Genomic DNA, 26,527 nt, shown 5'->3' on the forward strand with positions numbered 1-26,527 from the left:
GCTATGACGGAAAGGAACACATAGTCTTTCCGTCATGGAAAGTCACTTTCACGCGCCGTCGCCTGACGATGCCCTCCACGCTTTGAACGAGCTGACGACAGATCGCGGTCGTCTCGCGGATAGCATCAGTGTTCCCTGGCCACTCCTCGCTGGTTTCGGAGGAGTGGCTGCATGGTGGGTCGGTGCTGCTGCTGCTGCCACCTCGCCAGGCGCGGAATACGAACCGCCGACGACCCTCGGGCTAGCCTTGGCCGTCGTTCTGGTGGTCACGTACCTGATCCGCCGAGAAACGGGCATCCGGTTCCGGAGTATGGGATCGCGCGCCGGGTGGGCGGTGATCGGAATCCTGCTCAGCTGCCTCGCACTCTTCAGCGTCTCTCTTGGCCTCGTTTCATTTGGGCTGCACTGGGCCGTCGCCCTCACCAGCGTTGTGGCGTTCGTCTCGACAACCTGGCGGGCCGGCGTGGGCTACCGTTCTGCAGTTGAGAAGCTCCGTCGTGGATGAGGTGCGCTTCGACGAGATCATCCATGCGCCGCTGCGGCTGCGCATCTGCGGGCTGCTTCGCCCCGTCGACCGCCTCGACTTCACTGTTCTCCGGCGAGCGCTGGATGTGTCGGACGCAACGCTGTCCAAGCACGTGAAGACCTTGATCGCGGCTGGATACGTTGTGTCAGACAAGGCAGCGTCTGCAGACCGCGGCGATGCGCGTCGCCTCATGTGGTTGTCGCTCTCCACGGCAGGGAAGGCGGCATTCGATGCGCACGTGCGGGCACTTCAGGAGATAGCGGGCACTACCAAGTCCTGACGACTCACGCTCCGGCTTACCCTTCTGCTCCGGCGCCATGGATGAGATCGACGACTTCCTGGGCGTTCTGGTCTGGCGAAAGCATGATCTGAACCTGGTCGCCCGTCATCGCTTCAGGCACAGAAACGGCAACCCGCATCTCGTCACCGATCTTGATGACCAGGCGCGCCGAACTTCCGTCTTGGGCCGCCTTCTCCGTCAGCGTGTGGAAGACCTCTGCCCCGTCTTTGGTGAACGTCACACCAACTGCATTCTGTCCGCCGGCTTCGGTGACCGTGGCATCCTCAACCTCGGCCAGTTCAAATGCGGATGGCAGCAGAACGCTCTGGCCGTTGACCGCGACGCACTCCGGGTCTGCCGTGTCAGCGCACGTCTCTGATACTGCTAACTCGATCGCTCCCCCGGGTGACGACGAACTCCCTCCGGCCGCATCCGATGCGGAACAAGCGCTGAGCGCCAAGATGACGACGAGGACCAGCGAGAGGTTGGATGTTCGGGATGCCATTGGGGCCTTTCTTGAGGAGAGGGAGCTGTCTGGCGCAGCTCATGTTCCACACCCTATGGGGGAACGGATCCCGGGCGCGAGAGCTGATCTAGCTGAGTGACCAGACACCGTCGATGAAGCGGTAGATGATTCGGATGTGTTGTCGATCAGGCGACCCTTGCCAAAATTCGACTCGCTCGGCCTGCAAACGCCAGAGAACCCAGTCTCGACTGTCGAGGTCTCTGCGCGCCGCGGCGCTTCGTAGAGCGAAGTCTGCTTCGCTGTCGGCTCGACTTGCCTCGACAACCGGGCCCCTCACTCGAATAGCTCGAACGAGGGGCTGCCACCAAAAGTTCAGCGCTGCGGCTGGATGGCTCGCCAGCTCGATACCCTTGGCGCTTTCTCGGGGACCAGCGAATGCCCAGCCGCGATCATCGATGTCTTTGACGATCAGTGTTCTCGCGTTCGGGGCTCCGTCTGCATCGACCGTCGCGAGCGTTATTGCCAAGGGCTCTGCCACCTGTGAGGCGAGCGCGCCATCGAGCCACTCATAGAAGAATGTCACCGGATCCGCGGGAAGTCGGGTGAGATCGAGCACAGGGCTTGTCCCTGAGAGACTCGGGATCGTCCTCAACTTCGCCGCTGTAACAGTCGTCATGCAGCAACTGTCTCACGTCATTTCGCGTCACCGAGCAAGGTCGCGACGCGAGCCTGCACTCGTCGGAGCAAGTGGTGGACAACGACCGGATGCCGTCGGTACGCTCACACCGATCCCACGTCGGCGAATCGGAGAGTCACATGCAATTAACTACGCAGCCTGAACCGCTCCAAGAGTCGGGCAATTTGCCGACCATACAGATCGTGGCCCGCATCCGTCGCCTCACCCTGCTCGCTGCACTCGCGGCAGTCGGGTATGGCGCTCTCACAACGGCGAGCGCGAGCTATTGCCCCGGGGGTTCGAGTGTCGATGGTCCGTTCACAGATGCCGCTGGCAACGTCATCGACCCCGCTCAGAGCTGCATTAGCCTGACACTCCACCCGAGCTTCTTCGTCTACGTCGGGATCATCGCGATCGTGATCGGATCGCTAAACTCCGTTCTCCGCCGGGCAGGCAATCTCCCCACAGCGTTGCGCTACCTCGATCGAGCCGCGGCCTGGGTCGTGATTCTCGCCCTCGCCTCCGTGGTCATTAGTCAGATCTGGTTTGCCAAGATCCCCATCACCACGTGGAACGGTGCTGCCACCTTCTACTATCCCTTCCCGTTTGGGTCAGTCGATCTCCTCATCACTCCGATGAATACGAACTGACTCCGGAAATTCGGCCCACCAATCGATCCACGAACAGGAGAACCGATGAACACCACACCCCTGCTCGAAGCCAAGAACCTCGCCGTGACCGTTATCGACGCGCTCTCCCGCGGAGACTGGACGGAAGTCACCGACCGATTTGATGCGCAGATGCACCGCACGTATCCCTTTCCTTGACGATCAGATGATCGCGGGGTTATTCATCCTCGCCATCACAGACGCGGTCTGACGGGCGTCGCAGTGTGCCGTCTTCTGCGTTCGACACCGGCGCACTGGTCCCACTGGTCCACTGGCGCACCTGAGGACACGACCGCGAAACGATTGTGGCTAGAGTTACCCAGTGTTTGAAAAGCAACAGCTCAATAAAGACGTCATCATGCGCGTACTTCGCGAGAGCGATGCACCAGCACTTACCGCCGCATATGTGCGCAACCGTGCGTATTTGACGCCGTGGGAGCCCGTTCGCCCCGACGACTATTACACCGAACCGTGGCAGGCCGAAGATATTGCTCGTCGGCTTGTGGCGACCGGATCCGGCGAGGGGCATCCTCTCGGCCTATTTGACGGTGACACCCTCGTAGGCCGATTCAACCTTGCCGGTATCGTGCGTGGTCCATTCCAGAGTGCGGGGCTGGGCTACTGGGTCGATAGTCAGTACGCAGGCCGAGGACTGGCGACAGCAGCGGTGAGAGAGATCGTCAGAACCGCGCGTGATGATCTCGGGCTGCACCGCATCGAGGCGAGCACGTTGCTTCACAACGTCGGTTCGCAGCGGGTACTACTAACAGCCGGGTTCCAACTGATCGGGATGGCCCCGCGATACTTGCACATCGCAGGAACCTGGCAGGATCACAATCTCTACCAGGCTGTCCTGCACGAATAGGGCGACCGTGAGGCGATCCGCTATCGGTTCTAGTCCCGCTCGGCGATCGCTTTGACGCTGTGCACGAGACTGTCCCACATGCCCTGCGAATGGGCCGCAGCTTCGGGGCTTCCATTATTGTCCTGTGCGAGCGTCAGCCGGCTCGTGTCCCCGACCTCCTCGAGCGTCCAGGTGAGGGTGTGGTAATTCTCCGGTACATCCGCTTCACCCGTCAGCGGACTGAAGTGAGTGGTCACGAGCTTGCGCCCGGGCTCGATCTCGAGAATTTCACCTTTGTCTTCGTACTCCTTACCCTTCCACACACCGCGCCATCGAATCGGGCCACCCACCGCCCAATCTGTGACGAGATCCGTGCCGAACATGAATTCCTTGGCCGCAATGGGATCAGTGATCACAGACCAGATTCGCTCGGGCGTCGCGTCGATCGTGATCGTCGACGTCGCAACATAGTTATCTTTCATGCTCTTCAACCTATGCCGGTGTCCCCGCGCGCGTCTCACAAAGGGAAAGTGGCTGGATGCCGGGATCTGGCAGGATCACACTCTCTACCAGACGATCCTGCACGACCTGGCTGGTTAGATGACTTCATGACTGCTCACTATCGCTTCTCATCGGATATCGCAGAGATCGACCGGGACACGGTTCATCGCTGGATCAGTGAGCAGTCGTATTGGGCGCCCGGACGCTCCCGCGCCCGACAGGACGCAGCGATAGACGGGTCTCGAAACTTTGGTGTCTTCGACACCGCGTCGAACAAGCAGGTTGCATACGCGCGGATGGTCACCGATGGAGTGACATTTGCCTGGCTGTGCGACGTCTTTGTCGACCCTGAAGTTCGTGGTCACGGCATCGGAGCGCTTCTGGTGGAGGGAATCGTTGAGCATTGCCGCCCCCTCGGGCTACGGCGTATCGCTCTCTCGACCGATGATGCGCACGGTCTGTATGCCAAGTTCGGGTTCGCTCCCCTGGCCACAAGCGAAGCGTGGATGGAACGCCTCTACAATCCAAATTCGTGATTGTTTCGAGCCGTTAGTCGGTCAGGCCGGATATCTAGGCGGAATCTCCTCACCGCAACCTCGGTGCCCTAGGTTTGACGCATGAGGCAGCGTATGTGGGTGGCCGTCGTCGGTGTCGTGGTCGTAGCCGTCTATGCCGCGCTCATGGCGACCCAAGCGTTAGTACTTGATCCACTCGCCGCGGTGCCAGGCCAAAGCCTCGCCGAGATCCACGCTCGACTGTTGGAAGCCGGCATGGATGTGAGGGGTGACATCACGAGCGTCATCATCAGCGCCGGTTTCGGCGTCGTCCTCGCCCTGGCTGCCGCCGTCCTCGGTATCCGGCGGCGAATGTCTGCCCTCGTCATGGCAGTCATATTTCTTGCGATCCTGGCTCTGGGAGCTTTCGTAACATTCGGCAGCGGGTTCGCTCTTGGGATGGATATCGCTGACACCTATGCCGTTGGTGGAGGAGCGCACACCATCTGGGCCGGGGTCCTCTACATGACGAGCCTGACTGCCTTTCTGTCTATTCTGGCCATTGGCGCGGCGACGATTCTCCAGCTCCGATCGAGCACGGTGATGTGCGCGTCGGAGACCAATGTCGCATCGTAGCCGCGTGCGAGCGGATGCAGGTCCCGGTCGCATGCAGCATTCACATACGGCTTCTGAACTTCCGGCTCATATGAGCGGGAAGTTCAGAACGGTATTTCGGAGTGACCAGAGAACCATCGATCCTCACTGACCGGGGAAACCCGCGCTCCCTGCACGCTCGCCACTTAGGATGATCGCCATGGCCGCTTTGATCTCCCACACGTCCTTCGACAGCATCGACGCCTTTGCGCAGTCAGTCTTTTGGGGCAACGTGCTCAACTTCATCGACGACCCTGACGACGCCAACAAGCCGGGCGACGAGGAGTGCATGATTTCGTCGGCCGACGGCGCTCAGCGACTGCTCTTCATCGAAGTTCCAGATACCAAGCAGATCAAGAATCGCGTGCACTTGGATCTGAAGCCGGCGGACGGCATCCGTGATCAAGAACTCGCCCGGCTGCTCACATTGGGAGCGCGCGAGATAGCCGATCGCCGCCTACCGGATGGGACAGGCTGGGTGGTGCTGGCTGATCCAGAAGGCAACGAGTTCTGTATTCTGCGCAGCGACGCCGAACGCCAGACTGCGGTAGGCGCGCAATGAGATCGCTCGTAATCCGGACCGACACCATCCGCTAGATTTCGTTCACCTGCAGCTCGACCTTCTGCACATCGACGGGCTTGGACACTCGCAGGCTGCGACGGCTGCGAATCTCGACCCACTTTGCCAATGCAGCCAAAAGCAGACAGAGCGCGACGTAGATGGCGCCGAAGACGATGGTTGCCGGGATGATCGGTGACCCGTACGTCACCTGAGCACCATAGAACTTCGCGAGGTAGAGCAGCTCGTGGAACGTGACGATAAAGCCGAGCGCAGTGTCTTTCAGCACAACGACGAGCTGCGAAATAATCACCGGCATCATGGCGCGGATGGCCTGCGGGTAGAGCACAAGGCGCATGACCGCGCTCTTGCGCAGCCCGATCGCGTACGCTGCCTCGCTCTGACCGTTCGGCAACGATTGCACGCCGGCACGGAAAACTTCGGCCAGCACTGAACCGTTGTAAAGGGTGAGCGCCGTCACGACAGCCACCAGGGGTGTGATGAACGTGAAGCCGAGGGGCGGCAGCCCGTAGTACATGATCATCATCAAGATCAGCACGGGGATCGCCCTGAACAGCTCAAGGAACAGGGTGGTCGGCACGCGCACCCAGGCGCGATCTGACAACCGCCCGATCGACAGCAGAAGCCCCAGAATCAGCGAGAACACCGCGGCGAGGCCGAACGCGGTGAGAGTCGATAGCGTGGCCTCGAGAATCGTCTTCTGCACCAGAGGAAAGCTAAAGATTCGCCATTTCTCCTGCGAAAACTGGCCGGTGACGGCGAAGCGATAAATGACGAACGCCAGACCGGCCGCCACGATGAGCACCGTGATGACTCCGAGGATGCGATTGCGACGAATGGCACGCGGCCCCGGCACGTCGTACAGCACGTTGGTCATCGCAGTACCTTCCATCGACGCTCAAAATATCGCTGCAAGAGCGAGAGAAGTCCGACCAGCACCACGAAGACCGCCGCGACCCAGAGCAGCACAACGATGGCCGGCTCACCACGCTCAGAGAGATTGGCCCTGATCGTGCCGGCCTCCGCCACCGAGAAGCCGGCGGCGACGGTTGTATTTTTCAGCAACGCGATGAAAACACTCATCATCGGTGGAATGACAGCGCGCATGGCCTGCGGCATGATGACGAGCGACATGGTCTGCACGAAGGGCAAGCCAATCGCTCTGGCCGCCTCTGCCTGGCCGACGGGCACCGTGTTGAATCCTGAACGCAGCACCTCGGCCACGTACGTCGCCGTGTAGATACTGAGTGCGATGATGGCCAGCACGGTGAACGACGCGTGCCCGAGACCAAGCTTCGGATAGCCGAAGGCAAAAAAGAACATGATCAGCGTCAGCGGTGTATTGCGGATCAGGTTCACGTAGACGGTGCCCACCCCCCGCATCACCGGCACGGGTGACACCCGCATCGCCCCGACGATGATGCCGAGGATCAGCGCAAAAATTGCGGAGAAAAAGAACAATACGAGAGTGTTCTGGAACCCGCTGACAAACAGGTCAAGGTTGTTGAGCAGTGTGTCCACGCTGGATTCCTCTCATCCCGGTGCCGATCCGATGGCAGTCCCTGAATGGGACTGCCATCGGCAGGTTCTGCGTACTAATTGGTGTCTATTTAGTACGCGTCGACGGCCGGCTGCTCAACTGTGGTGCCCGACTGACCAAGCGTCGAGTCATAGATTGCGGTCCACGTGTCGCCACCGTTGGTGAACATGTCGTTGATGTAGGCACGCAGTGCGTCGTCGCCCTTCGGCAGGCCGACGCCGTACTTCTCAACGGTGAACGGTTCGCCGACAACCTTGAGGCTGTCAGGCTCCTGGGCTGCATAGCCGATCAGGATGGCTTCGTCGGTCGTGACAGCATCTGCCGACCCATCTTTCAACGCCTCGACACACTGCGAGTAGGTATCGAACTCGACAGTCTTAGTGTCGGGAAAGTTGTCTTTGATGTTCTGGATAGGCGTCGAACCCGTTGCAGAGCAGACAGTCTTGCCTGCCAGGTCCTTCTCGCTGGTGATATCAGTGTTGTCTGCTGCTACGAGCAGACCCTGTCCTGTCACGAAGTACGGACCAGCGAAGTCGACCTGCTCCTTGCGCTTGTCGGTGATCGAGTATGTACCGACGTAGTAGTCGATATCACCATTGACGATCGCGGACTCACGGTTGGCGCTCGGGATCGCGGTGAACTCGATCTTGTCTTCGGGGAAGCCCAAAGTTGCGGCGATCCACTGGGCGATCTCAATGTCGAATCCGGTGCGCTCCCCCGTTGCTGCGTCGAGGTAGCCGAGGCCGGGCTGGTCTTCCTTCACACCGACCTTGACCGAGCCACGTTCGGTCATCGCGTCGAAGGTGGGGCTGCCCGTCAAGTCGACGTTGCTCGCAACCTCGAACAGTGCGGCATCCGAGCCTGAACCGGCGTCGGTCGAATCTGTCGTTCCCGAATCCGAATTCGAACATCCAGACAAGGCGAGTGCAGTGACCGCAACAACGGCCAGAAGAGTGATTCTCTTTCGCATATTTCGTCCCTTTCTTGGTGCGGGACGGCACGCCGCCCCGACTGTGTGAACTCGCACTTAGTGCGAGAGCAGTTTCGACAAAAACTCTTTGGCTCTCGTGCTCTGGGGAGTGGTGAAGAATTCTTCGGGGGTCGCCTCTTCGACGATTTCGCCGTCGGCCATGAAAATGACGCGATCGGCGGCCTTGCGAGCGAAGCCCATCTCGTGGGTTACGACGATCATCGTCATGCCGTCGTTCGCCAGGTCGATCATCACCTCGAGTACTTCGTTGATCATCTCGGGGTCGAGGGCGCTGGTGGGCTCGTCGAGCAGGATCACCTTCGGGTCCATAGCCAGGGCCCGGGCGATTGCCACACGCTGCTGCTGGCCGCCGGACAGCTGGGCAGGCATCTTCTTTGCCTGATTGGCGACGCCGACGCGCTCAAGCAGCTGCATCGCGCGGGCTTCAGCGTCTCTCCGCGAAACACCGCGCACCTTGATCGGGCCCAGCGTGACGTTTTCGAGGACCGTCTTGTGCGCGAAGAGGTTGAATGACTGGAAGACCATGCCCACGTCGGCGCGCAAATGCGCCAGGGCTTTGCCCTCTTTAGGCAGGACGTTGCCGTCGATGGTGATGACACCGTCGTCGATCGTCTCGAGGCGATTGATCGCCCGGCACAGCGTTGACTTACCAGAGCCACTCGGCCCGATCACGACGACAACCTCGCCGCGATTGACCTGGGCGTTGATGTCCTTCAGCACGTGAAGGTCGCCGAAATGCTTGTTGACGTTACTCACAACGACGAGCGGCTCACCTCGGCGCACTGCAAAGTTCGAGGTGGCTGGCGAAGACTCGGTCGGCTCCATACCCCTCAACCTAGGGTAGAAGAAGCGTCTGCCCTACGACATATGAGTGTCGGTTACCTATTTGTAACACGCGGGCGCACATTCAGTACGCCCGCGTGCACGCACTAGCTTCGCTGCGCGAATGCACTTTCGTACAGGCAGACGGATGCCGCAGTCGCCAGGTTCATCGACTCGGCGTGGCCATAGATGGGCACGGAGATCGATTTGTCGGTGAGCAGCAGGTCGTCGTCGGTGAGGCCACGAGCCTCGTTGCCGAACAACCACGCGGTCGGCGCCGCAAGCACGCCGTCGTTACGGGCCGTCAGTAAGTCGTCACCCTTGATGTCAGCTGCGATGATCTGCAGGCCGGCTGCACGAGCACGGTCGCGCACATCGGACAAGTTCGCGCCGACGGCAACGGGCAGGTGGAAGATCGAGCCAGTGGAAGATCTCACGACCTTGGGGTTGTAGAGGTCAACGCTGCGACCGGTGAGGATAACGGCATCCGCTCCGGCAGCATCAGCTGCTCGGATGATCGTGCCGGCGTTGCCCGGGTCGCGCACCTCTTCAAGGATGGCGATCAGCTTGGGCTCGTTGTTGAAGATGTCTTTGACAGAGACAGGGAACTGGCGGCACACCGCGATGAAGCCCTGCGGGGTGACGGTGTCTGCCATTGCATCGAGAACCTGTTCGGTGACGAACTCGATTTCGATGTCGGCATCTTCGGCGGCCTGTGCGATGTCGGCGTAACGCTCAAGAGCGGTCGGTGTTGCGAAGAGCTCGACGACCAGCTCAGGACGGAAGGTGAGCGCCTCGGCGACAGCCTGAGGGCCCTCAAGCAGGAACTGCCCGGTCTCAAGGCGAGCGGCGCGCTTCTCTAGTTTGGCGACAGCGCGGACGCGCGGGGAACGGGGATTATCAAGCATGTCTCAAGCTTACGCGGCGAGGGCACTGTCAGGCAGCAGGCCCGCCGTCGCCAGGACGCTGTGGCTATCGAATGCTGCGGCTTAAACACAGAACGGGAGCAGACGACGAATCGTCTGCTCCCGTTCTGACAAGTGCTGCGAAACCTACGCGGCGACCTTCGGTGCCGAGGTGTCGGCCGGAAGGGCCTTCTTCGCTGACTCAACGAGTGCCGCGAAGGTGGCGGGCTCGTTGACGGCCAGCTCAGCCAGCATGCGACGGTCAACCTTGATCTCTGCAAGGCCGAGGCCCTGGATCAGACGGTTGTAGGTGAGGCCGTTCGCACGTGATGCAGCGTTGATGCGCTGGATCCACAGGCGACGGAAGTCACCCTTGCGGGCGCGGCGGTCACGGTAGCTGTAGACCAGCGAGTGTGTGACCTGCTCCTTGGCCTTGCGGTACAGACGTGAACGCTGTCCGCGGTAACCCGAGGCGCGCTCAAGAATGACGCGACGCTTCTTGTGGGCGTTGACGGCCCTCTTTACTCTTGCCATTTTTTCTAGTTCCTTACGAGATACGGGGTCTTAGTGACCGAGAAGCTTCTTGGCGACCTTGGTGTCGGCCTTTGACAGAACCTGGTCCTGGTTCAGGCGAGCCTTGCGCTTCGCCGACTTGACCTCAAGGTTGTGACGCATTCCAGCCTGCTGCTTCATGATCTTTCCGCTGCCGGTTACCTTGAAGCGCTTCTTAGCCCCGGAGTGGGTCTTCTGCTTAGGCATTCTTTTCCTCCTGTTTCGCTGCTTTATCAGCAGCACGGTGTGCGAGGGCCTCGCCCTTGACCTCTGACTTGTTCTTCAGAGGGCCAATGACCATGACCATATTTCGACCGTCGATGGTGGGTGTTGATTCAACAGAACCGAACTCCGCCACATCCTCGGCAAATCTTTGGAGCAGACGTACGCCCTGGTCGGGACGGGACTGCTCACGACCACGGAACAAAATCATGGCCTTGACCTTGTCGCCGGCCTTCAAGAAGCCTTCGGCGCGCTTGCGCTTGGTCTCGTAGTCGTGCTTATCAATCTTGAGGCGGAAACGAACCTCTTTCAGGATCGTGTTCGCCTGGTTGCGCCTGGCTTCTTTAGCCTTCTGCGCAGCCTCGTACTTGAACTTGCCGTAGTCCATGATCTTGGCAACCGGCGGCTTGGACGTAGGAGCTACTTCGACGAGGTCGAGGTCAGCTTCCTGTGCCATGCGCAGGGCAACATCAATCGCCACAACCCCGATCTGCTCGCCGGCTGGGCCGACAAGACGAACTTCAGGGACGCGGATACGGTCATTTGTACGGGGATCGCTGATGCGTGTCTCCTCTTACTCAAAACTTCGTGGTCATAAACACAGATAACGGATGCCATCTGGAGACGAAGGAGGAGAAAACGTGGGTATTCGTTCGCGAAATTTTTCGCATTTTCAACACACGACACCCTATCTACCATCATTCAGCTGGAAACCAGCGTCACAACGGCGGAGTGCAAACAACCCGGTAACCTATATGTAGCGGTCAAGCGCGGGTGGGAGTTTCTCCACTTTCGTACCGAGACTTTCATCTCGGGCCCGGACGAGTCTAGCAGAGGATGGCAGTGAGTAACAGTACGGCGCCCAACACACCAGAAAATGATGCAGCACAGGCGACCAGGGACATCGCAGATGTCGCTGCAATCGAGGTCATCACGACCACTGCAGTACACCTGATGAGTGCCGCGGCCGTCAAGGTCGGACTGGCAGACAACCCGGATGAACAGACCGACCTCGATGAAGCACGCAAGCTCATCAACGCTCTCGCCGGCCTGGTGGTTGCCGCTGCACCCGACATTTCGGACATGCACGCCCGCAGCCTGCGCGACGGACTGCGTTCCCTCCAGCTTGCCTTCCGCGAGGCATCCGCTATTCAAGACCCGATCGGTAAGGGCCCGGGCGAGAAGTACACCGGACCGGTCAACTAACAGTGCCTGGCCGGGTCTGGCTGCTGCCAGGCCCACATCACGTCTGACAGCGGGGGCACCAGTACGTGTCGCGGAGTTCGAGTTCGGTGCGACCGAGAGAACCCTGAAGGATGCGTGTTCCGCAGCGCCGACACGGTTGGCCGTCGCGAGAGAACACCCAACTCCGTGCGCCCGGCTTGGTATCGCCCGTTGTCGTGCGCGCCGTGCGGTCGCGGTTCGCGGTGATCAACCGCTTGGACAGCGCGACCATCGCCGGCACGTTGACGCCGTCGCCGACGTGCCTCGTCGGCAGCACGCCACGCAGAAAACACAACTCGTTGACGTACTCATTGCCAAGTCCGGCGAGATTTCGTTGGTCGGCCAGCGCGACAATTATGGGCTGCTCGGGGTGTTGTTCGATTCGTCGGACGGCTTCGGCCGCATCCCAGTCGTCGCCCAGCAGATCGGGACCGAGATAGTCGAGCAGCGCGGCCTCCTCTGCCGTCGGCACGATCTCTAGGGTGCCGAGTTCAAAACCGACAGCCACCCAGGCCTTGGTCGCCAGTATTGCGCGAGCCTGCCAGGCCGGCCGCTTCCAGCGAGACCCTGGCCGGTAGAGGTGCCAGGATCCCTCCATCTTCAGGTGCGAGTGGATGCTGGCATTGCCCACTCTGATCAGCAGATGCTTGCCTCGACTTGCCGCATTGTGCACTCGCTCACCGGCCAGGTCGACGGTGGCGAATCTCGGTACCCGAAAGTCGCTCTGCACGAGTGTGGCGCCGGCGAGGGCACCATCGAGGTTCTTCGCAGTGCGATACACGGTGTCGCCCTCCGGCATTTGTCAGCTCCTCAACTTCAGCCCGCGGGGAATCGCTGCGAACCCGACCTGCTGCAGCGCCTTGCCCAGAGGTGTACCCAGGATGAACTCACCATTGACTGTCTCGATGCCGAGCTGGGCGACTGACCCATGAGTAATCAGTTGAGCAACCGCCGTCGCGGCTGAACTCACCGCCGCGTCGTCGTCGATGAAGAGAACAACTGATTTACCTCCACGCTCAATGTAGAGAGCCAGTTCGCCATCGACGATGACCACAATGGCGCCGGCCTTGCGACCAGGACGGTGCGTCGTGCCCTCGGGAAGCGCCGGCCAGGCCAGGGCCGCTCCGAATGGATTGGCCGGGTCGGTGGCCGCCAACGCCACGGCATCCAACGTGCCCTCGGAGCGCATCCGCTCGCGTTCAGACTCGGTGGGCAGCGCAGCCCGCAGCCGATCAATGGCTCCGCCGGTGGCGAACTGCGCGGCACCGAGCCCGTCGACGAAGTAGCCGCGGCGAGCCCTGCCCAGTTCTTCGAAGCTCGACAGCGTGCGGTAGACCAGCGCGAATCCCCCGGTGATGCCCTCGCTCATCACCGCTCCCCTGGTGACGACGCCGTAGCGCTCGAGGAGCGTCTCGCCCAGAGCGTGGGCCCTGACGGTAGCCGACTGCTCGGCAAGCGGCAGAATCGACCACCGCCCGGATACCGTCGGTGGTCCGGTTCGACTCGGCATCGTCGGTCTCGGCAGCGATCGTCCGCGGTGCAAGCGCGAGCGTGGTGCTGACCTGACCTGTCGATGAGCAGTGTGGCCACCGGCGATCATCGCCCGTACCGGCGCGAAGGTGTCGTTGTTCACCAGCCCCGCCCAGACCAGATCCCAGAGCGCTGTAACCAGCTCGGTGTCATCCTGGCTGCCGACGGCGTCGGCGAGCTGCCGAAAGAAGTACGCTCCCCCACCGCCCAAAGTGGCGAGAATCTCACGTTGCAGCGGCGACGTCTCCACATCGGGGATGAGTGGCAGGGTCAGCGGAGCAGTTTCGGTCAGGTGCAAGCTCACCCAACCATCGTTTCCGGCGAGCGATCCGGCTCCGGCCCACAGCACCTCGCCCGTTGCCGTCAGCTCGTCGAGCATTGTCGGCGAATAGTTGGACACCCGCGCAGGCAAGATCAAGGATTCCCACGCTGAGGCCGGGATGCGCACACCCTCGAGCTGTTCGATCACCGAGGCCACGCCGTCGATGCCTCGCAGCGTGCCGCCGACGTGCTGCCACACCGGCAGGAACCGGGCAACGGCGCTCTGGTCGACGGGTTCAACCTCGTGTCTAAGGGCCGCGAGCGAGCGGCGCCGCAACCGACGCAACACTTCGCTGTCGCACCATTCGGCTCCGCTGCCGACCGGGCGAAACTCACCTTCTACGATTCGACCAGCCTGGGCCAGCCGCCGCAGCGCAACATCAGCCACCGCCGTGCCGAGGCCGAGGCGCTCGGCGACATCGACGCTGGCAAAAGGTCCATGGGTACGGGCGTAGCGGCTGACCAGATCGCCGAGCGGGTCGGCCACAGGTTGGGTGAACGCCTCTGGCACACCGAGCGGAAGCGGCACCCCCAAGGCATCACGCAGGCGACTCGCGTCTTCGATCGCGGCCCACCAATCGCCGCCAGCGAATCGCACCCGGATCGCCCGCTTCGCCGATACAAGATGTTCGAGGTGAACGTCGGCCTCGTCGGGGCTCTCCAGCCGCTGCCCGACCTCCTCGGTCGTCAACGGGCCCAGGTTGCGCAGCAGATCGACCGCACCCTCAAGTCCGCGCGCCTTGCGCCCGGGAGCCAGCCGCTGAAGCTCGAGCTCGGTCTCGTCGACCACCCCAGGATCGAGCAGTTCGCGCAGTTCTACCCTGCCGAGCAGTTCGGCCAACAGCGTTGAATCGATCGACAGAGCGGTCGCCCGGCGCTCAGCCAGCGGGGAGTCGCCCTCGTACATGAAGGCAGCCACGTAGCCGAACAGCAGCGTGCTGGCGAACGGACTCGCGACCTCGGTCGTTGTTTCGATCAACCGCACGGTTCGCGACGCGATCTGCCTGGCCAGGTCGGTGAGCGCCGGCAGGTCGTAGACATCTTGGAGGCACTCCCTGACCGTTTCAAGGATGATCGGGAAGTCCGGAAACTCGCGGGCGACATCCAACAGTTGAGATGCCTTCTGCCGCTGTTGCCAGAGCGGTGAGCGTCGTCCGGGGTTGTAACGCGGCAGAAGCAGCGCACGCGCGGCGCACTCTCTGAAGCGCGAAGCAAACAGTGCAGAACCGCCCACCTGATCGGTCACCAGCTGTTCGAGCTCATCCGGTTCGAAGACGAAAAGGTCGGCACCAGGCGGTTCGTTCTCCGTGTCGGGAATGCGCACAACGATGCCGTCATCGGCGGCCATGCAGCTGCCATCGATCCCGAAGCGCTCACGCACGCGTGCGCCGATGGCCAGAGCCCACGGTGCGTGCACCTGCATGCCGAACGGCGAGTGCAGTACAACGCGCCAGTCGCCCAGCTCGTCTCTGAATCGTTCGACGACCAGCGTGCGGTCGGTGGGTAGATGGCCGGTCGCAGTTCGTTGGTCGTCGATGAAGGCCAGCAGGTTGTTGATTGCCCGGTCGTCGAGCCCACCCTCCGCACATCGCTCCCGCGCTTCTGCGGCCGGCATCGACGCGACTTCACGCAGGTAAGCACCGATTGCCCTCCCAAGCTCAACGGGACGACCCAGCCCATCGCCCTTCCAGAACGGAAGTCGCCCCGGCTGGCCGAAGGCAGGCACCACCTGCACCCGGTCGTGGGTAATTTCTTGGATGCGCCAGCTCGTCGTGCCAAGGGCGAAGACATCGCCGACCCGCGATTCGTAGACCATCTCTTCGTCGAGTTCGCCCACCCGCCTGCCTGGCCCCGTCGCCTCATCGCTGGCACCGACCATGAAAACCCCGAACAGGCCGCGATCGGGGATCGTGCCGCCACTCGTGACGGCCAGGCGTTGTGCTCCTGGGCGCCCGGTAAGCGTGCCGGCGTCGCGGTCCCAGATGATTCTCGGGCGAAGCTCGGCGAACTGATCTGATGGATACCGCCCGGCAAGCAGGTCGAGTGTCGCTTCATAGGCCGACCGCGGCAGCGTCTCGAACGGTGCGCTGTGTCGCACGATGGTGAACCAGTCTTCGACGTCGATCGGCTCAAGCGCACAGGCGGCGACAGTCTGCTGGGCGAGGATGTCGAGCGGATTGGCAGGCACCTGGATCGATTCGATCAGGCCGGCGGTCATCCGTTCGGCCGCGACGGCGGAGTGGATGAGGTCTGCTCGGTGCTTCGGGTAAATGATGCCGCGCGAGATCTCTCCCACCTGGTGTCCGGCCCGGCCGACCCGCTGCAGGCCGCTAGCCACTGACGGTGGCGACTCGACCTGGACGACCAGGTCAACGGCGCCCATGTCGATCCCGAGCTCGAGGCTTGAGGTGGCAACGACGCAGCGGAGGATTCCCGATTTGAGGTCGTCTTCGATCTGCGCCCGTTGTTCTTTGCTGACCGAACCGTGGTGTGCGCGCGCGAGAAGCGGTTCTGCGCCGAAACTCTGGCCGCTAGCGCCCATCAGTTCGACCGGCGGGCGCACCGATTCGCCTTGCCCTGGTTGGCTGGACGCGGGTATTTCATCGCCGACAGGGGCTCCGACGCTCACCAACTCCAGCTCCAGTGCCTGCCGTTCGGCGTAGATCTCGTTGAAGCGGGCGGTGAGCCGCTCGGCGAGGCGGCGCGAGTTGGCGAAAACTATCGCTGAGGAGTGGGTGAGGATTTGGTCGACGATGGACTCTTCGACGTGCGGCCAGATTGATCCGGCTTGCGGTGCCGAAGCCGCAGCGCTGCCCTCTCGCTCGGCCGGTGGCTGGATCTGGCTCATGTCGTCGACGGGCACGACGACCGAGAGATCGAAGCGTTTGCCGCTGGCCGGAGCCACGATCTCAACGGGCGCACGTGCACACAGGAACCGGGCGACCTCCCTCGGCGGACGCACCGTCGCCGAGAGACCGATGCGCTGCGCCGGCTTGTCGAGCAGGGCATCGAGCCGTTCCAGGGAGAGAGCCAGGTGCGCGCCACGCTTGGTCGCGGCCACCGCATGGATCTCGTCGATGATCACCGTGTCGACGGTACGCAAGGTGTCTCGTGCGGCTGAGGTGAGCATCAGGAACAGCGACTCTGGAGTAGTGATCAGGATGTCTGGCGGGTTTTTGAGCAATGTTCGCCGGACATTACTTGGAGTATCTCCCGATCGCACTCCGACGCTCACATGCGGAGGTTCTTCGCCCATCCGTCGCGCCGCTTGCCCGATGCCAACGAGCGGGGCGCGCAGGTTGCGTTCGACGTCGACGCCCAGCGCCTTGAGCGGCGAGATGTAGAGAACGCGCGTACCCGGAGTGGCGAAGCGTTCAGCAGCGCTCGTGCCGCCACCGGCCGCCAGCTTGTCGATTGCCCATAGGAAAGCGGCGAGAGTCTTGCCCGAACCCGTCGGCGCCACCACCAAAGCGTGTGCTCCCCGGGAGATGGCGTCCCAGGCACCCAGCTGCACCTCGGTCGGAGCATCGAACGCCTCGCCGAACCATGCAAGCGTTGCTGCCGAGAATCGTCCGGTGATCGGGTGCATAAGACCATCCTGAACGACACCACCGACATTCGCCAGAGGGTTGCTCGGGCCGGCTACACCGAGGCGACGAGCTGCACCGTCAACGAGTCGACTCCCGTTGCAATGGCATCGTTAGCGGCCCAGCGGTTTGCCAGGCGTGCGAGCACCGCATCAAGTTCTTGCTGGGTGAGGCCTTGTACAAGTTCGAGCCGCACGATGAGCTCAGGCCCAGCAAGCCGGGCGTCCGGGTCACCCGCAACGAGCTCGACGTTGATCACGGCTAGCTCTGACGCGATGGACTCGCGGAATGCGCTGGCGATGGTGGCGCTCGCGTAGCTCGGTGTCCATGGCTTGGATTGCGCAATCGCCCACAGGGCCGGGCGCCGGAGCACGAACTCGGTTTCGGTCGTCGGGTCAAGAACGACGACATCGGTCTTTTCCTGTGCCGCGGCGAGGGCGACCCGCACGCCATCGGAGGGCACGGGGCGTGCCGTGGGATTCCAGATGGCCATCGCGGTCGCGGAGGAGAAGACCGGGAGCACATTCCGCCCGTCAGGCCCAGCGACGGTGATGATCGAGAGCTCCTGGGTCTTATCGATCACGTGACCGTGTTCACCGACACCCGCTTCGCCGAGTTCGGCAATCAACGGGATCAAGAGGCGAGCCCCCCGGATCGCGTCGATGACGCTCTCCTCGCCAGCCTCGCGGCTGCGGAACGCCATGACTGCAGCAATCAGCTGCGCCGGAGCGCTGCCGTCGTCGTCGGCGTGAGTATTCGTTTGGAACTCGCGACCGGCCCACGGCTGTCCGGCCGAGTCGGCCGGACCGTCCGAAGCGCCTGTCGACCCGAGATTACGAGCCGGAGACATCCAGCGCCTCGGCAAGCGTGAAGGCACCGGCGTAGAGGGCCTTTCCCACGATGGCACCTTCGAGTCCCTGAGGTACCAGTTCGCGCAGTGCGACCAGGTCATCAAGGCTTGAGATTCCACCCGATGCAATGACCGGGCGGTGAGTGCGGTCCATCACCTGGCGGAGCAGCTCGATGTTGGGCCCCTGCAGCGTGCCATCCTTGGTCACGTCGGTGACGACGTAGCGCGCGCATCCGGCATCTTCGAGGCGGTCCATGACGTGCCAGATGTCGCCGCCTTCTTTGGTCCAGCCGCGGGCCGCCAAAGTCGTGCCACGCACGTCGAGCCCTACGGCGATGGCTTCACCGTACTGAGCGATGACATTTGCTGCCCACTCCGGATTTTCGAGTGCTGCGGTTCCGAGGTTGATGCGCTTGACGCCGGTGCTCAGTGCAGCTTCGAGCGATGCATCGTCGCGGATGCCACCTGACAGTTCAACGTTGACACCGCGAACCTGTTTGATGACCTTCTTGAGGATCGCCGTGTTGCTGCCACGACCGAAGGCTGCATCGAGATCGACCAGGTGAATCCACTCGGCACCCTGGGCTGCCCAGTCGGCCGCTGCGTCGACGGGGTCGCCATAGTTGGTCTCGGTGCCGGCTTCACCCTGGGTCAGTCGAACGGCCTTGCCGCCGGCGACATCGATAGCGGGAAGCAAGACGAGACGAGGGGTTTTGTTGAACTCACTCATTGAATTTCCTTGATCTGGGGTGCCGACACGCGTACGGCAGACGAACACTCGATACTACTCGCGCAGCGAACCGAGCCAGTTTGAGAGCAAACGGATGCCGGCCTCGCCGGACTTCTCTGGGTGGAACTGGGTCGCTGTCAGCGGCCCGTTTTCAACGGCAGCCAGGAACTGCCCGCCGTGATCGGCCCAGGTCAAACGTGGAATGGGGAATGGCGGCATCACATCGAGGGTCCATTCCTGGGCCGCATATGAGTGCACGAAGTAGAAGCGTTCGTCGGCGATTCCCTTGAAGAGAATCGAGTCCGGGTCGGACTGAACGGTGTTCCAGCCGATGTGCGGGAGCACAGGGGCATTCAATTCGGTCACGGTGCCCGGCCATTCGCCGAGCCCCTCGGAGTCGATGCCACGCTCGACGCCGTGTTCGAACATGACCTGCATGCCGACACAAATTCCTAGCACCGGGCGACCACCTGAGAGACGCCTGTCGATGATCTCGTCGCCGCCCGCAGCCTTCAGCGCATCGACAACTGCGCTGAACGCACCGACACCGGGTACCAGCAGACCGTCGGCCTCGAGCGCCAGTTTGCGGTTCGACGTCAGCGTGACATCCGCGCCGGCCAGCTCAAGAGCTTTGACGGCGGAGTGGACATTGCCTGTTCCGTAGTCAAAGACGACAACGTTGGTCACAGTGCTCCCTTGGTCGACGGGATGCCGACGACGAGTGGGTCACGTGCTTTTGCCTCGCGGAACGCGCGCGCGAATGCCTTGAACTCGGCTTCGGCGATGTGGTGCGGATCACGCCCGCCCAGCACGTTGACGTGCACCGTCAGGCCGGCGTTGTACGTGATGGCCTCAAAGACATGACGCACCATGGACCCGGTGAAGTGGCCACCGATGAGGTGGAATTCGAAACCAGAGGGCTCGCCGGCGTGCACGAGGTATGGGCGTCCCGAAATGTCGACGACAGCCTGCACGAGTGCCTCGTCCAAGGGAACCAGGGCATCACCGTAACGAGAGATCCCTGACTTGTCGCCGAGAGCCTGCTTGATTGCCTGACCGAGCACAATGCCGATGTCTTCAACGGTGTGGTGCACATCGATGTCGGTGTCGCCTGTCGCAGTGACGGTGAGGTCGGTCAGCGAGTGCTTCGCGAATGCAGTGAGCAGGTGATTGTAGAACGGCACCGAGGTGTTGATATCACTGACACCGGTTCCGTCGAGGTCGATCGAAAGAGCGATGCTGGACTCGCTGGTCTTCCGCTGCAGGGTGGCAGTACGGTGCGAGGCGACTGGGAGTGAGCTCATACCTCTAGTTTATTGGGCTTCGGGCGTGTCAAGGCGCGCAATGGCCTCAAGAAACGCGGTTGTCTCGGCTTCAGTGCCCGCCGTTACCCGGAGGTGGTTGGGGATTCCGACGTCGCGAATCAGGATGCCCTCCTCCAGGAGCGCATTGAACGTTGAGTGTGGGTCGGTAACTCCACCGAACAGTACGAAGTTGCTCCAGCTCCGGTACGGCGTGTAGCCGAGCATGGTCAGCTCAGCGACAAGTCGATCGCGCTGGCCTCTGATCTCGTCAACCATTGCCAGCATCTCGGCAGAGTGAGCGAGGGCTGCATTGGCGGCAGCCTGAGTGAGCGCAGACAGGTGGTACGGCAGGCGCACAAGGCGCAGGGCATCGGTGACTGCAGGGTCTGCGGCAAGGTACCCGACTCGGGCTCCGGCGAAGGCGAATGCCTTGCTCATCGTGCGGGACACGAGAAGGCGCGGACGCCCGGGCAGCAGGCTGAGCGCGCTCGGCGCTCCGACTGGAGCGAATTCGGCGTATGCCTCGTCAACGACGACGATGCCGGTGCTGGCGTTGTAGACGGCCTCGATCGTGTCGAGTGGGAGCGGCGTGCCCGTCGGGTTGTTCGGTGCGCACAGGAAGACCAGATCGGGGTTCGTCCGCTGCACCCACTCGGCCGCCGTCTGCGGGGAGAGCTCGTAGTCGGCGTCGCGCTGCCCTGGGATCCACTCGGTTCCGGTGCCTGCAGCGAGGATGGGATACATGGAGTAGGTGGGGGTGAAGCCAAGTACAGTGCGCCCCGGCCCTCCGAAAGCCTGCAGCACCTGCTGGAGCACCTCGTTCGATCCGTTGGCCGCCCAGATGTTGTCGGCGGTCAGACCGTGCCCGAGATAGCGAGCGAGTCCCTCGCGTAGCTCGGTGAACTCGCGATCGGGATAGCGATTGACAGTGAGGATCGCCTGGGCCAGCGCCGCGACGATGTCGTGCGCAACAGCCTCGGGGATGGGGTGCGTGTTCTCATTGACGTTGAGCGCAACGGGGACGATCTTCTGCGGAGCGCCATACGGAGTCTGACCTCTCAGGTCAGGACGGAGTGGGAGGTCATCAAGGCTGGTCACTCGAACAACTTTACCGCCGGCAGCTGGGCGCACTACGTAGTGTGGCTGCGAGCCGGATGGGAGCAACCGACGCAGCGCCGGAGATCCCCTTCGAGGCTCCCTATCGAATAGGGAGATGCGGCCAGGCTGCTTAGTTCGACAGTGGCAGGGCCAGACGCTGCCCCGGCTCCACGTCTGCTGATGCCAGCTGGTTGAGGCTCACGATATCGGCGATGACATCGCGTGGATCTGACGACGGAGCGAACGTTTCAGCAACGTCCCAGAGGGATTCTCCTGCGGAGATGGTGACGTAGTCGAACGCGGCAGCGCCTGAGGCCGCAGCATTTGATGCCGAAGCAACGCCACCATTCACCGCAAGGACCAATGCCATCACAATGAGCGGTGCTGCAGCCAGAGTGGTGAATACGATGCGACCACGTCGGGTCAGGCGCAGCCGGGTTGATGCAACCCGCACTGCGAACTCTGGTGACTCTGCCGAGTCACTAGCCGTTTGTACGAATGCCATTGGTGCGGGTGCCGCGGCGAACGGTGACACCGTCGAACGTGTTCTGATGCAAATTACTGCGCTCATGTCGAACCTCCAGGTAAGGACGCATCTGGCTCTCGGCCGGGAGAGCCAGATGCGAATCTATGTTCCGAATATATATTCGATTATTCGAACAATCAAGCATGTTTGCGGTTGTTACCGAAAAGAAATGTGCGACACACTCGAACAAACGTTTGCCGATAGGGGGTGTGCCGGATACAGTTTCGATTGTTCGGTTGAACTCAATCAGACACCACTGACATTGCAGCGGACGTGCCATTCGCACTGCGCAAGACAGGCATAAGGGGCGAGGAAAGTGACGCAAGAGACCAGCGGTCCACGCAGCAAGAACGAGAAGGCAGTGGCCGGCGGCACGCGGCGACGCAAGAGCCTGAGCGAGAAGCAGCTCTCGATTCTCGACTTCATCCAGCGTTCGGTTGCCCAGCGCGGCTACCCGCCGAGCATGCGCGAGATCGGTGATGCCGTCGGACTCGCGTCCCTGTCGAGCGTCACCCACCAGCTCAACCAACTCGAACTGAGCGGTTATCTGCGTCGTGACCCCAACCGTCCCCGTGCGCTCGAAATCCTCATCGAGCTCCCGCAGACGACCGAAGACTCTTCTGCCAGCGAGCAAGAGGGCTTCTCCAATGCCCAGATCGGCGACGCAGCGATGGTCCCGCTGGTCGGCCGTATCGCTGCCGGCATCCCGATCACTGCCGACCAGCAGATCGACGAGATCTTTCCGCTCCCCCGCCAGCTCGTGGGCAAGGGCGACCTCTTCATGCTGAAGGTCGTGGGCGAATCCATGATCGATGCTGCGATCTGCGACGGCGACTGGGTTGTCGTGCGCCAGCAGAAGACCGCAGAGAACGGCGAGATTGTGGCAGCGATGCTCGACAGCGAGGCAACCGTCAAGGTGTTCAGGCAGCGCGATGGCCACACCTGGCTACTCCCCCGCAATAGCAACTTCGAACCGATTCTGGGCGACTACGCCGAGATCCTCGGCAAGGTCGTCGCGGTACTGCGTTCGGTCTGATCCCGCACCTCCCGCACCACGAAAAGAGCTGCGGGCCCGACTGGAATACCAGCCGGGCCCGCAGCTCTTTCGTTGTGTCCAGATGCGCTATGCGGGGACCGACACCTCAGACTTCGCGCGCACCGCGCGAGTCGCCGTGAGGATGTTCCGCAGCGACTCGACAGTCTCGTCATAGCCGCGAGTTTTCAGCCCGCAGTCGGGGTTGATCCAAACCTGACGTCCCGGGATCGACTCCAACGCGCGTTCGATCAGCTCGGTGACCTCGGTGACGCTCGGCACCCGCGGAGAGTGGATGTCGTACACACCAGGGCCGATTCCGTGGTCGAAGCCGCTTGAGCTGATGTCGCTGACGACCTCCATCCGAGACCGGGCCGCTTCGATGCTCGTGACATCGGCATCCAGGTTGCGGATCGCGTCGATGACGACGCCGAACTCTGAATAGCACAGGTGTGTGTGGATCTGGGTGACCTCGGCCACACCGGCAGTTGCCAGCTTGAAGGATCCTACCGACCAGTCAAGGTAGGCAGCCTGATCCTTCTTCTTGAGCGGGAGCAGCTCGCGCAGCGCCGGCTCATCGACCTGCACGATACCGATGCCCGCGGCCTCCAGATCTCCGATCTCGTCACGGAGGGCGAGCGCCACCTGACGCGCAGTCTCGCCGAGCGGCTGGTCGTCGCGTACGAACGACCAGGCCAAAATCGTCACAGGGCCGGTAAGCATGCCCTTGACCGGCTTCTCGGTCAGGCTCTGGGTGTAGACCGACCAATCAACGGTGATCGGCTTCGGACGCGAGACGTCTCCCCACAGGATCGACGGGCGCGTGCACCGGCTACCGTACGACTGCACCCAGCCATTTTCGGTAACGGCGAACCCGTCGAGGTTTTCGGCGAAATACTGCACCATGTCATTGCGCTCCGGTTCGCCGTGAACCAGCACGTCGAGTCCGATCTCTTCCTGCAGCTCGACCACGCGACGGATCTCGGCGCGCATCAGCGCGGCGTACTCATCCGTGGTCAGCTCACCCTTATTGAGCTGGGCACGAGCGCGCCGAATCTCGCCGGTCTGAGGGAATGAGCCGATCGTCGTCGTCGGCAGGAACGGCAAGTCAAATGCTTCGTCCTGCGCAGCAACTCTGGCAGCGTAGTCACCGCGGTTGAAGTCAGCCTCGGTCAGATCAGCTGCACGAGCGCGTACTTCACCGTCGCGCACGCCCGGTGCGGCCAGTCTGGCGGCGAGGGCAGCGGATGCAGCATCCAGCTCATCCTGGATCGCGCTCTGCCCATCGACGAGCCCACGGGCAAGCGTCGCGACCTGGGCGACCTTCTGGTCGGCGAAGGCAAGCCAGCTGCTGAGATCGTCGCCGAGTGACGACTCGTCGAGCACATCGTGCGGAACGTGCAGCAGCGACGTCGAGGTCGAGACGGCGATGCGCGGGCTGAGCGTTGCAAGAGCGGATGCCGTCGCAAACGCCGCAGCAAGGTCGCCGCGCCAGATGTTGTGCCCATCGATCACGCCGGCGACCAGCGTCTTGTCCGCAAGGGCGGCGACGGCATCCGGAGTCTGACCGCGCACCAGGTCGAGGCCGATGGCCTCGATGGGTGACTCGGCCAGCACGGGTAGTGCGTCGTCAAGGCTGCCGTACGGCGCTGCGACGAAGAGAGCCGGACGCTGCTCGAGCCTGCCAAGCGTCGAGTAGGCGAAGCGGGCTGCGCCCAAGAGTTCAGCGCGAGGCACCTCGATGCTCTCGCTGACGAGGGCCGGCTCATCGAGCTGCACCCACTCGGCGCCGGCCTCGGCCAGGCGCGCAAGCAGTGCGGCGTAGACCGGGATGAGGTCGTCGAGACGTGACAGCGGCACAAAACCTGTGGGTGCCTCGTCGCTCGGCTTGCTGAGCGCCAACAACGTGACGGGGCCGACAATGACGGGCCTGGTCACGTAGCCCGCAGCCTTGGCCTCAGCAAACTGGCGCACGATGCGGTCGCTGGCGAGCGAGAAGCTCGTCTCAGGGCCGATCTCCGGCACCAGGTAGTGGTAGTTCGAGTCGAACCACTTGGTCATCTCGAGCGGCAGGTTGTCACCTTCGCCACGGGCCAGCGTGAAGTAGCCGGCGAGGTCAATCCGGCCGTCGGCGTCGACCAGCGAAGCGAAGCGTCTGGGCACCGCTCCCACGGTGACCGCGGCATCCAGCACATGGTCGTAGTAGGAGAACGACTCGGGGATCGCCGAGTCGGTCGCTCCGAGGCCGAGTTCGACAAGCCGCGCACGAGTTGTTGTCCGAAGCTCGGCAGCGATGGCTTCGAGTTCGGTTTCATCGATGCGTCCAGACCAGAAGGCTTCGACTGCCTTCTTCAGCTCGCGCCGGCGCCCGATGCGCGGGTAGCCGAGAATGGTGCCGGTCGGGAAAGCGGGGGTGGTTGTCATGCTGGTTCCTTGACTGTTGAGGCAGATACTGCGGTGGCGGACAGACGGTCATCACGGTGAGACGGGAGGTGAGAAGTGAAGGGGATGTAGTCGGCGGGCAGGGCTCCTGCGCGCTCGAGCACCGACAGCACGGTGCGGTGCTGGTTGAAGGCGTACAGGTGCAGGCCGGGTGCACCTCCGGCCAGAAGCTCGCTGGCCAGCGCTGCGGCGTGAGCGATCCCGATTTCACGCTGACCTACTTCGGTCGGTTCGATCTCAAGCTGGATCGACAGCTCTGACGGCAGCTCTTCGCCGGAGAGCTGCAGGATGCGCTTCAGTCGCGCCGGGTTCGTCACCGGCATGATGCCGGGCAGGATCGGAAACTCAACGCCGGCTTCCCGTGCCCGGTGGATGAAGCTGAGGTAGTGGTCTGCGTGGAAGAACAGCTGGGTGATCGCCAGGTTCGCACCGGCCGCCTGCTTGGCCAGCAGCGTGTCGATGTCCTGCGACGTCGAGCGTGAGCGTGGGTGGCCATTGGGGAAAGCAGCGACGGCCACGCGCACCCTGTCACGCTCTGAGCTCACTGCTCTGGCATCAGGCAGGCCAGGGATGACGCTCTCCCGGTATGGCGCACGTTCGGCCTGCACGCGGTGGATGAGCTGCACAAGTTCACCGGCACTGCCGAGGTCACCGAGAAAAACCTCGCCCTCCGTTGTGCCCTCCGGAGGGTCGCCACGCAGAGCGAGGAAGTTGCGTACGCCGGCGTCCAGAAACTCACGGATCAGCTGGCTGGCCTCTGCATGCGACGAGCCTACGCAGGTGAGGTGGGCCATCGGTTCGACGCCGGTGGCGTGCAGGATGTAACGCAGCACGTCGAGCGACGACGTGCGCGACGAGCCGTTGGCCCCGTAGGTCACCGAGATGAACTCGGGTCTGGCCGCGGCCAGTTTGTCGATCGTGGCGGTGAGAGCTGCGGCCGCTGTGTCAGTTCGGGGCGGGTACAGCTCGAACGAAACTGGAACGCGGCGAGGACAGTCTGAGTCCGTCGTCGTCATCATGAAACCTCATTCGGCATAGGCGCTGCCGCAGCCGGGCGGCCGCGGTCCGCCAGCTAGAGAACTGGCGAATTGTCGCGGGCGGGTGCCGGGCTCGGCTGTCGCTCCATGCCGACCGGAATTGTCCGGGCGGCAACGATTGGAG

The 26,527-nt window shown here is 62.5% G+C and carries 31 protein-coding genes; 10 read left to right on the plus strand and 21 right to left on the minus strand.

Annotated elements, in window-relative coordinates; all coding sequences use genetic code 11:
• The first annotated feature begins 34 nt into the window (after nt 1-34).
• Together ACMT3I_RS12575 and ACMT3I_RS12580 are read left to right on the plus strand one after the other, a co-directional pair.
• Nucleotides 35-505 (plus strand): hypothetical protein, encoded by a 471-nt coding sequence (locus ACMT3I_RS12575; protein ID WP_414804849.1) that lies wholly within the window; start codon nt 35-37, stop codon nt 503-505.
• Nucleotides 498-806, plus strand: a complete 309-nt coding sequence (locus tag ACMT3I_RS12580) for a transcriptional regulator (protein WP_414804850.1) — start codon at nt 498-500, stop codon at nt 804-806. The genes ACMT3I_RS12575 and ACMT3I_RS12580 overlap by 8 nt, the downstream gene beginning before the upstream one ends.
• Before the next feature lie 16 nt (nt 807-822).
• Here ACMT3I_RS12580 and ACMT3I_RS12585 read toward each other — a convergent pair whose 3' ends face one another.
• The gene (locus ACMT3I_RS12585; RefSeq protein WP_414804851.1) at nt 823-1,311 is read right to left on the minus strand and encodes a hypothetical protein; all 489 of its coding nucleotides are present in this window, start codon (nt 1,309-1,311) and stop codon (nt 823-825) included.
• A gap of 88 nt (nt 1,312-1,399) precedes the next feature.
• Complete coding sequence (locus tag ACMT3I_RS12590; protein WP_414804852.1) at nt 1,400-1,948, minus strand: pyridoxal 5'-phosphate synthase; 549 nt, start codon at nt 1,946-1,948, stop codon at nt 1,400-1,402.
• Between the two features lie 185 nt (nt 1,949-2,133).
• On the opposite strand from ACMT3I_RS12590, the gene ACMT3I_RS12595 reads away from it, so the two are divergent.
• From ACMT3I_RS12595 to ACMT3I_RS12605, 3 genes are all read left to right on the plus strand, one after another.
• Entirely contained in the window at nt 2,134-2,598 is a 465-nt protein-coding gene (locus ACMT3I_RS12595) for a hypothetical protein (RefSeq protein ID WP_414804853.1), read from the plus strand.
• 45 nt (nt 2,599-2,643) lie between these two features.
• On the plus strand, nt 2,644-2,775 hold the full coding sequence (locus ACMT3I_RS12600; RefSeq protein WP_414804854.1) for a hypothetical protein: 132 nt from the start codon (nt 2,644-2,646) through the stop codon (nt 2,773-2,775).
• A gap of 163 nt (nt 2,776-2,938) precedes the next feature.
• Entirely contained in the window at nt 2,939-3,481 is a 543-nt protein-coding gene (locus tag ACMT3I_RS12605; RefSeq protein ID WP_414804855.1) for a GNAT family N-acetyltransferase, read from the plus strand.
• A gap of 29 nt (nt 3,482-3,510) precedes the next feature.
• Here ACMT3I_RS12605 and ACMT3I_RS12610 read toward each other — a convergent pair whose 3' ends face one another.
• Nucleotides 3,511-3,942, minus strand: coding sequence for an SRPBCC domain-containing protein (locus ACMT3I_RS12610; protein ID WP_414804856.1), 432 nt, complete (start codon nt 3,940-3,942; stop codon nt 3,511-3,513).
• A 126-nt stretch (nt 3,943-4,068) separates the two neighbouring features.
• Between ACMT3I_RS12610 and ACMT3I_RS12615 the strand changes: the two genes are divergently transcribed.
• The 3 genes from ACMT3I_RS12615 (at nt 4,069) to ACMT3I_RS12625 (ending at nt 5,671) form a co-directional block, all read left to right on the plus strand.
• Entirely contained in the window at nt 4,069-4,497 is a 429-nt protein-coding gene (locus ACMT3I_RS12615; RefSeq protein WP_414804857.1) for a GNAT family N-acetyltransferase, read from the plus strand.
• A gap of 81 nt (nt 4,498-4,578) precedes the next feature.
• Entirely contained in the window at nt 4,579-5,091 is a 513-nt protein-coding gene (locus ACMT3I_RS12620) for a hypothetical protein (protein ID WP_414804858.1), read from the plus strand.
• A 169-nt stretch (nt 5,092-5,260) separates the two neighbouring features.
• Entirely contained in the window at nt 5,261-5,671 is a 411-nt protein-coding gene (locus ACMT3I_RS12625) for a VOC family protein (protein ID WP_414804859.1), read from the plus strand.
• A 31-nt stretch (nt 5,672-5,702) separates the two neighbouring features.
• On the opposite strand, the gene ACMT3I_RS12630 is transcribed toward ACMT3I_RS12625, so the two are convergent.
• The 8 genes from ACMT3I_RS12630 to infC form a co-directional block, all read right to left on the minus strand.
• On the minus strand, nt 5,703-6,566 hold the full coding sequence (locus ACMT3I_RS12630; RefSeq protein WP_414804860.1) for an amino acid ABC transporter permease: 864 nt from the start codon (nt 6,564-6,566) through the stop codon (nt 5,703-5,705).
• Complete coding sequence (locus ACMT3I_RS12635) at nt 6,563-7,210, minus strand: amino acid ABC transporter permease (RefSeq protein ID WP_414804861.1); 648 nt, start codon at nt 7,208-7,210, stop codon at nt 6,563-6,565. The genes ACMT3I_RS12630 and ACMT3I_RS12635 overlap by 4 nt, the downstream gene beginning before the upstream one ends.
• Nucleotides 7,211-7,299: 89 nt before the next feature.
• A complete protein-coding gene (locus ACMT3I_RS12640; protein ID WP_414804862.1) occupies nt 7,300-8,199 on the minus strand; it encodes a glutamate ABC transporter substrate-binding protein in 900 nt (299 codons plus the stop codon).
• 57 nt (nt 8,200-8,256) lie between these two features.
• The gene (locus tag ACMT3I_RS12645) at nt 8,257-9,045 is read right to left on the minus strand and encodes an amino acid ABC transporter ATP-binding protein (RefSeq protein ID WP_414804863.1); all 789 of its coding nucleotides are present in this window, start codon (nt 9,043-9,045) and stop codon (nt 8,257-8,259) included.
• Between the two features lie 104 nt (nt 9,046-9,149).
• Nucleotides 9,150-9,950 (minus strand): TrmH family RNA methyltransferase, encoded by an 801-nt coding sequence (locus ACMT3I_RS12650; RefSeq protein WP_414804864.1) that lies wholly within the window; start codon nt 9,948-9,950, stop codon nt 9,150-9,152.
• A gap of 144 nt (nt 9,951-10,094) precedes the next feature.
• Nucleotides 10,095-10,481, minus strand: coding sequence for a 50S ribosomal protein L20 (gene rplT / locus ACMT3I_RS12655; protein ID WP_414804865.1), 387 nt, complete (start codon nt 10,479-10,481; stop codon nt 10,095-10,097).
• Between the two features lie 30 nt (nt 10,482-10,511).
• Nucleotides 10,512-10,706, minus strand: a complete 195-nt coding sequence (gene rpmI / locus ACMT3I_RS12660) for a 50S ribosomal protein L35 (protein WP_414804866.1) — start codon at nt 10,704-10,706, stop codon at nt 10,512-10,514.
• Nucleotides 10,699-11,283, minus strand: coding sequence for a translation initiation factor IF-3 (gene infC / locus ACMT3I_RS12665; protein ID WP_345069200.1), 585 nt, complete (start codon nt 11,281-11,283; stop codon nt 10,699-10,701). Before infC ends, rpmI begins: the two co-directional genes overlap by 8 nt.
• Nucleotides 11,284-11,564: 281 nt before the next feature.
• Here infC and ACMT3I_RS12670 point away from each other — a divergent pair, with 281 nt between their 5' ends.
• Nucleotides 11,565-11,927 carry a DUF1844 domain-containing protein gene (locus ACMT3I_RS12670; RefSeq protein ID WP_414804867.1) on the plus strand — a complete coding sequence of 121 codons (363 nt, stop codon included), beginning with the start codon at nt 11,565-11,567 and terminating at the stop codon, nt 11,925-11,927.
• Between the two features lie 37 nt (nt 11,928-11,964).
• Here ACMT3I_RS12670 and ACMT3I_RS12675 read toward each other — a convergent pair whose 3' ends face one another.
• The 8 genes from ACMT3I_RS12675 to ACMT3I_RS12710 form a co-directional block, all read right to left on the minus strand.
• The gene (locus tag ACMT3I_RS12675; protein ID WP_414804868.1) at nt 11,965-12,744 is read right to left on the minus strand and encodes a DNA-formamidopyrimidine glycosylase family protein; all 780 of its coding nucleotides are present in this window, start codon (nt 12,742-12,744) and stop codon (nt 11,965-11,967) included.
• A 3-nt stretch (nt 12,745-12,747) separates the two neighbouring features.
• Entirely contained in the window at nt 12,748-17,385 is a 4,638-nt protein-coding gene (locus ACMT3I_RS12680; RefSeq protein ID WP_414804869.1) for an ATP-dependent helicase, read from the minus strand.
• A gap of 53 nt (nt 17,386-17,438) precedes the next feature.
• Nucleotides 17,439-18,233, minus strand: coding sequence for an SseB family protein (locus tag ACMT3I_RS12685; protein ID WP_414804870.1), 795 nt, complete (start codon nt 18,231-18,233; stop codon nt 17,439-17,441).
• The gene (priA, locus tag ACMT3I_RS12690) at nt 18,217-18,963 is read right to left on the minus strand and encodes a bifunctional 1-(5-phosphoribosyl)-5-((5-phosphoribosylamino)methylideneamino)imidazole-4-carboxamide isomerase/phosphoribosylanthranilate isomerase PriA (protein WP_414804871.1); all 747 of its coding nucleotides are present in this window, start codon (nt 18,961-18,963) and stop codon (nt 18,217-18,219) included. Before priA ends, ACMT3I_RS12685 begins: the two co-directional genes overlap by 17 nt.
• A gap of 54 nt (nt 18,964-19,017) precedes the next feature.
• A complete protein-coding gene (gene hisH, locus ACMT3I_RS12695) occupies nt 19,018-19,650 on the minus strand; it encodes an imidazole glycerol phosphate synthase subunit HisH (protein WP_414804872.1) in 633 nt (210 codons plus the stop codon).
• Entirely contained in the window at nt 19,647-20,267 is a 621-nt protein-coding gene (gene hisB / locus ACMT3I_RS12700) for an imidazoleglycerol-phosphate dehydratase HisB (RefSeq protein ID WP_414804873.1), read from the minus strand. The genes hisH and hisB overlap by 4 nt, the downstream gene beginning before the upstream one ends.
• A gap of 9 nt (nt 20,268-20,276) precedes the next feature.
• On the minus strand, nt 20,277-21,365 hold the full coding sequence (locus tag ACMT3I_RS12705; RefSeq protein WP_414804874.1) for a histidinol-phosphate transaminase: 1,089 nt from the start codon (nt 21,363-21,365) through the stop codon (nt 20,277-20,279).
• Nucleotides 21,366-21,495: 130 nt separating this feature from the next.
• Nucleotides 21,496-21,819 carry a LysM peptidoglycan-binding domain-containing protein gene (locus tag ACMT3I_RS12710; protein ID WP_414804875.1) on the minus strand — a complete coding sequence of 108 codons (324 nt, stop codon included), beginning with the start codon at nt 21,817-21,819 and terminating at the stop codon, nt 21,496-21,498.
• Nucleotides 21,820-22,207: 388 nt separating this feature from the next.
• Here ACMT3I_RS12710 and lexA point away from each other — a divergent pair, with 388 nt between their 5' ends.
• On the plus strand, nt 22,208-22,927 hold the full coding sequence (lexA, locus tag ACMT3I_RS12715) for a transcriptional repressor LexA (protein WP_414804876.1): 720 nt from the start codon (nt 22,208-22,210) through the stop codon (nt 22,925-22,927).
• An 87-nt stretch (nt 22,928-23,014) separates the two neighbouring features.
• On the opposite strand, the gene metE is transcribed toward lexA, so the two are convergent.
• Together metE and ACMT3I_RS12725 are read right to left on the minus strand one after the other, a co-directional pair.
• Nucleotides 23,015-25,348: a 5-methyltetrahydropteroyltriglutamate--homocysteine S-methyltransferase gene (gene metE, locus ACMT3I_RS12720; protein ID WP_414804877.1), complete on the minus strand. Its 2,334-nt coding sequence runs from the start codon at nt 25,346-25,348 to the stop codon at nt 23,015-23,017.
• Nucleotides 25,345-26,385 (minus strand): methylenetetrahydrofolate reductase, encoded by a 1,041-nt coding sequence (locus tag ACMT3I_RS12725; RefSeq protein WP_414804878.1) that lies wholly within the window; start codon nt 26,383-26,385, stop codon nt 25,345-25,347. Before ACMT3I_RS12725 ends, metE begins: the two co-directional genes overlap by 4 nt.
• Nucleotides 26,386-26,527 lie beyond the last annotated feature (142 nt).

The sequence above is a fragment of the Leifsonia sp. A12D58 genome, from assembly GCF_047530025.1.
Classification (GTDB): domain Bacteria; phylum Actinomycetota; class Actinomycetes; order Actinomycetales; family Microbacteriaceae; genus Cryobacterium.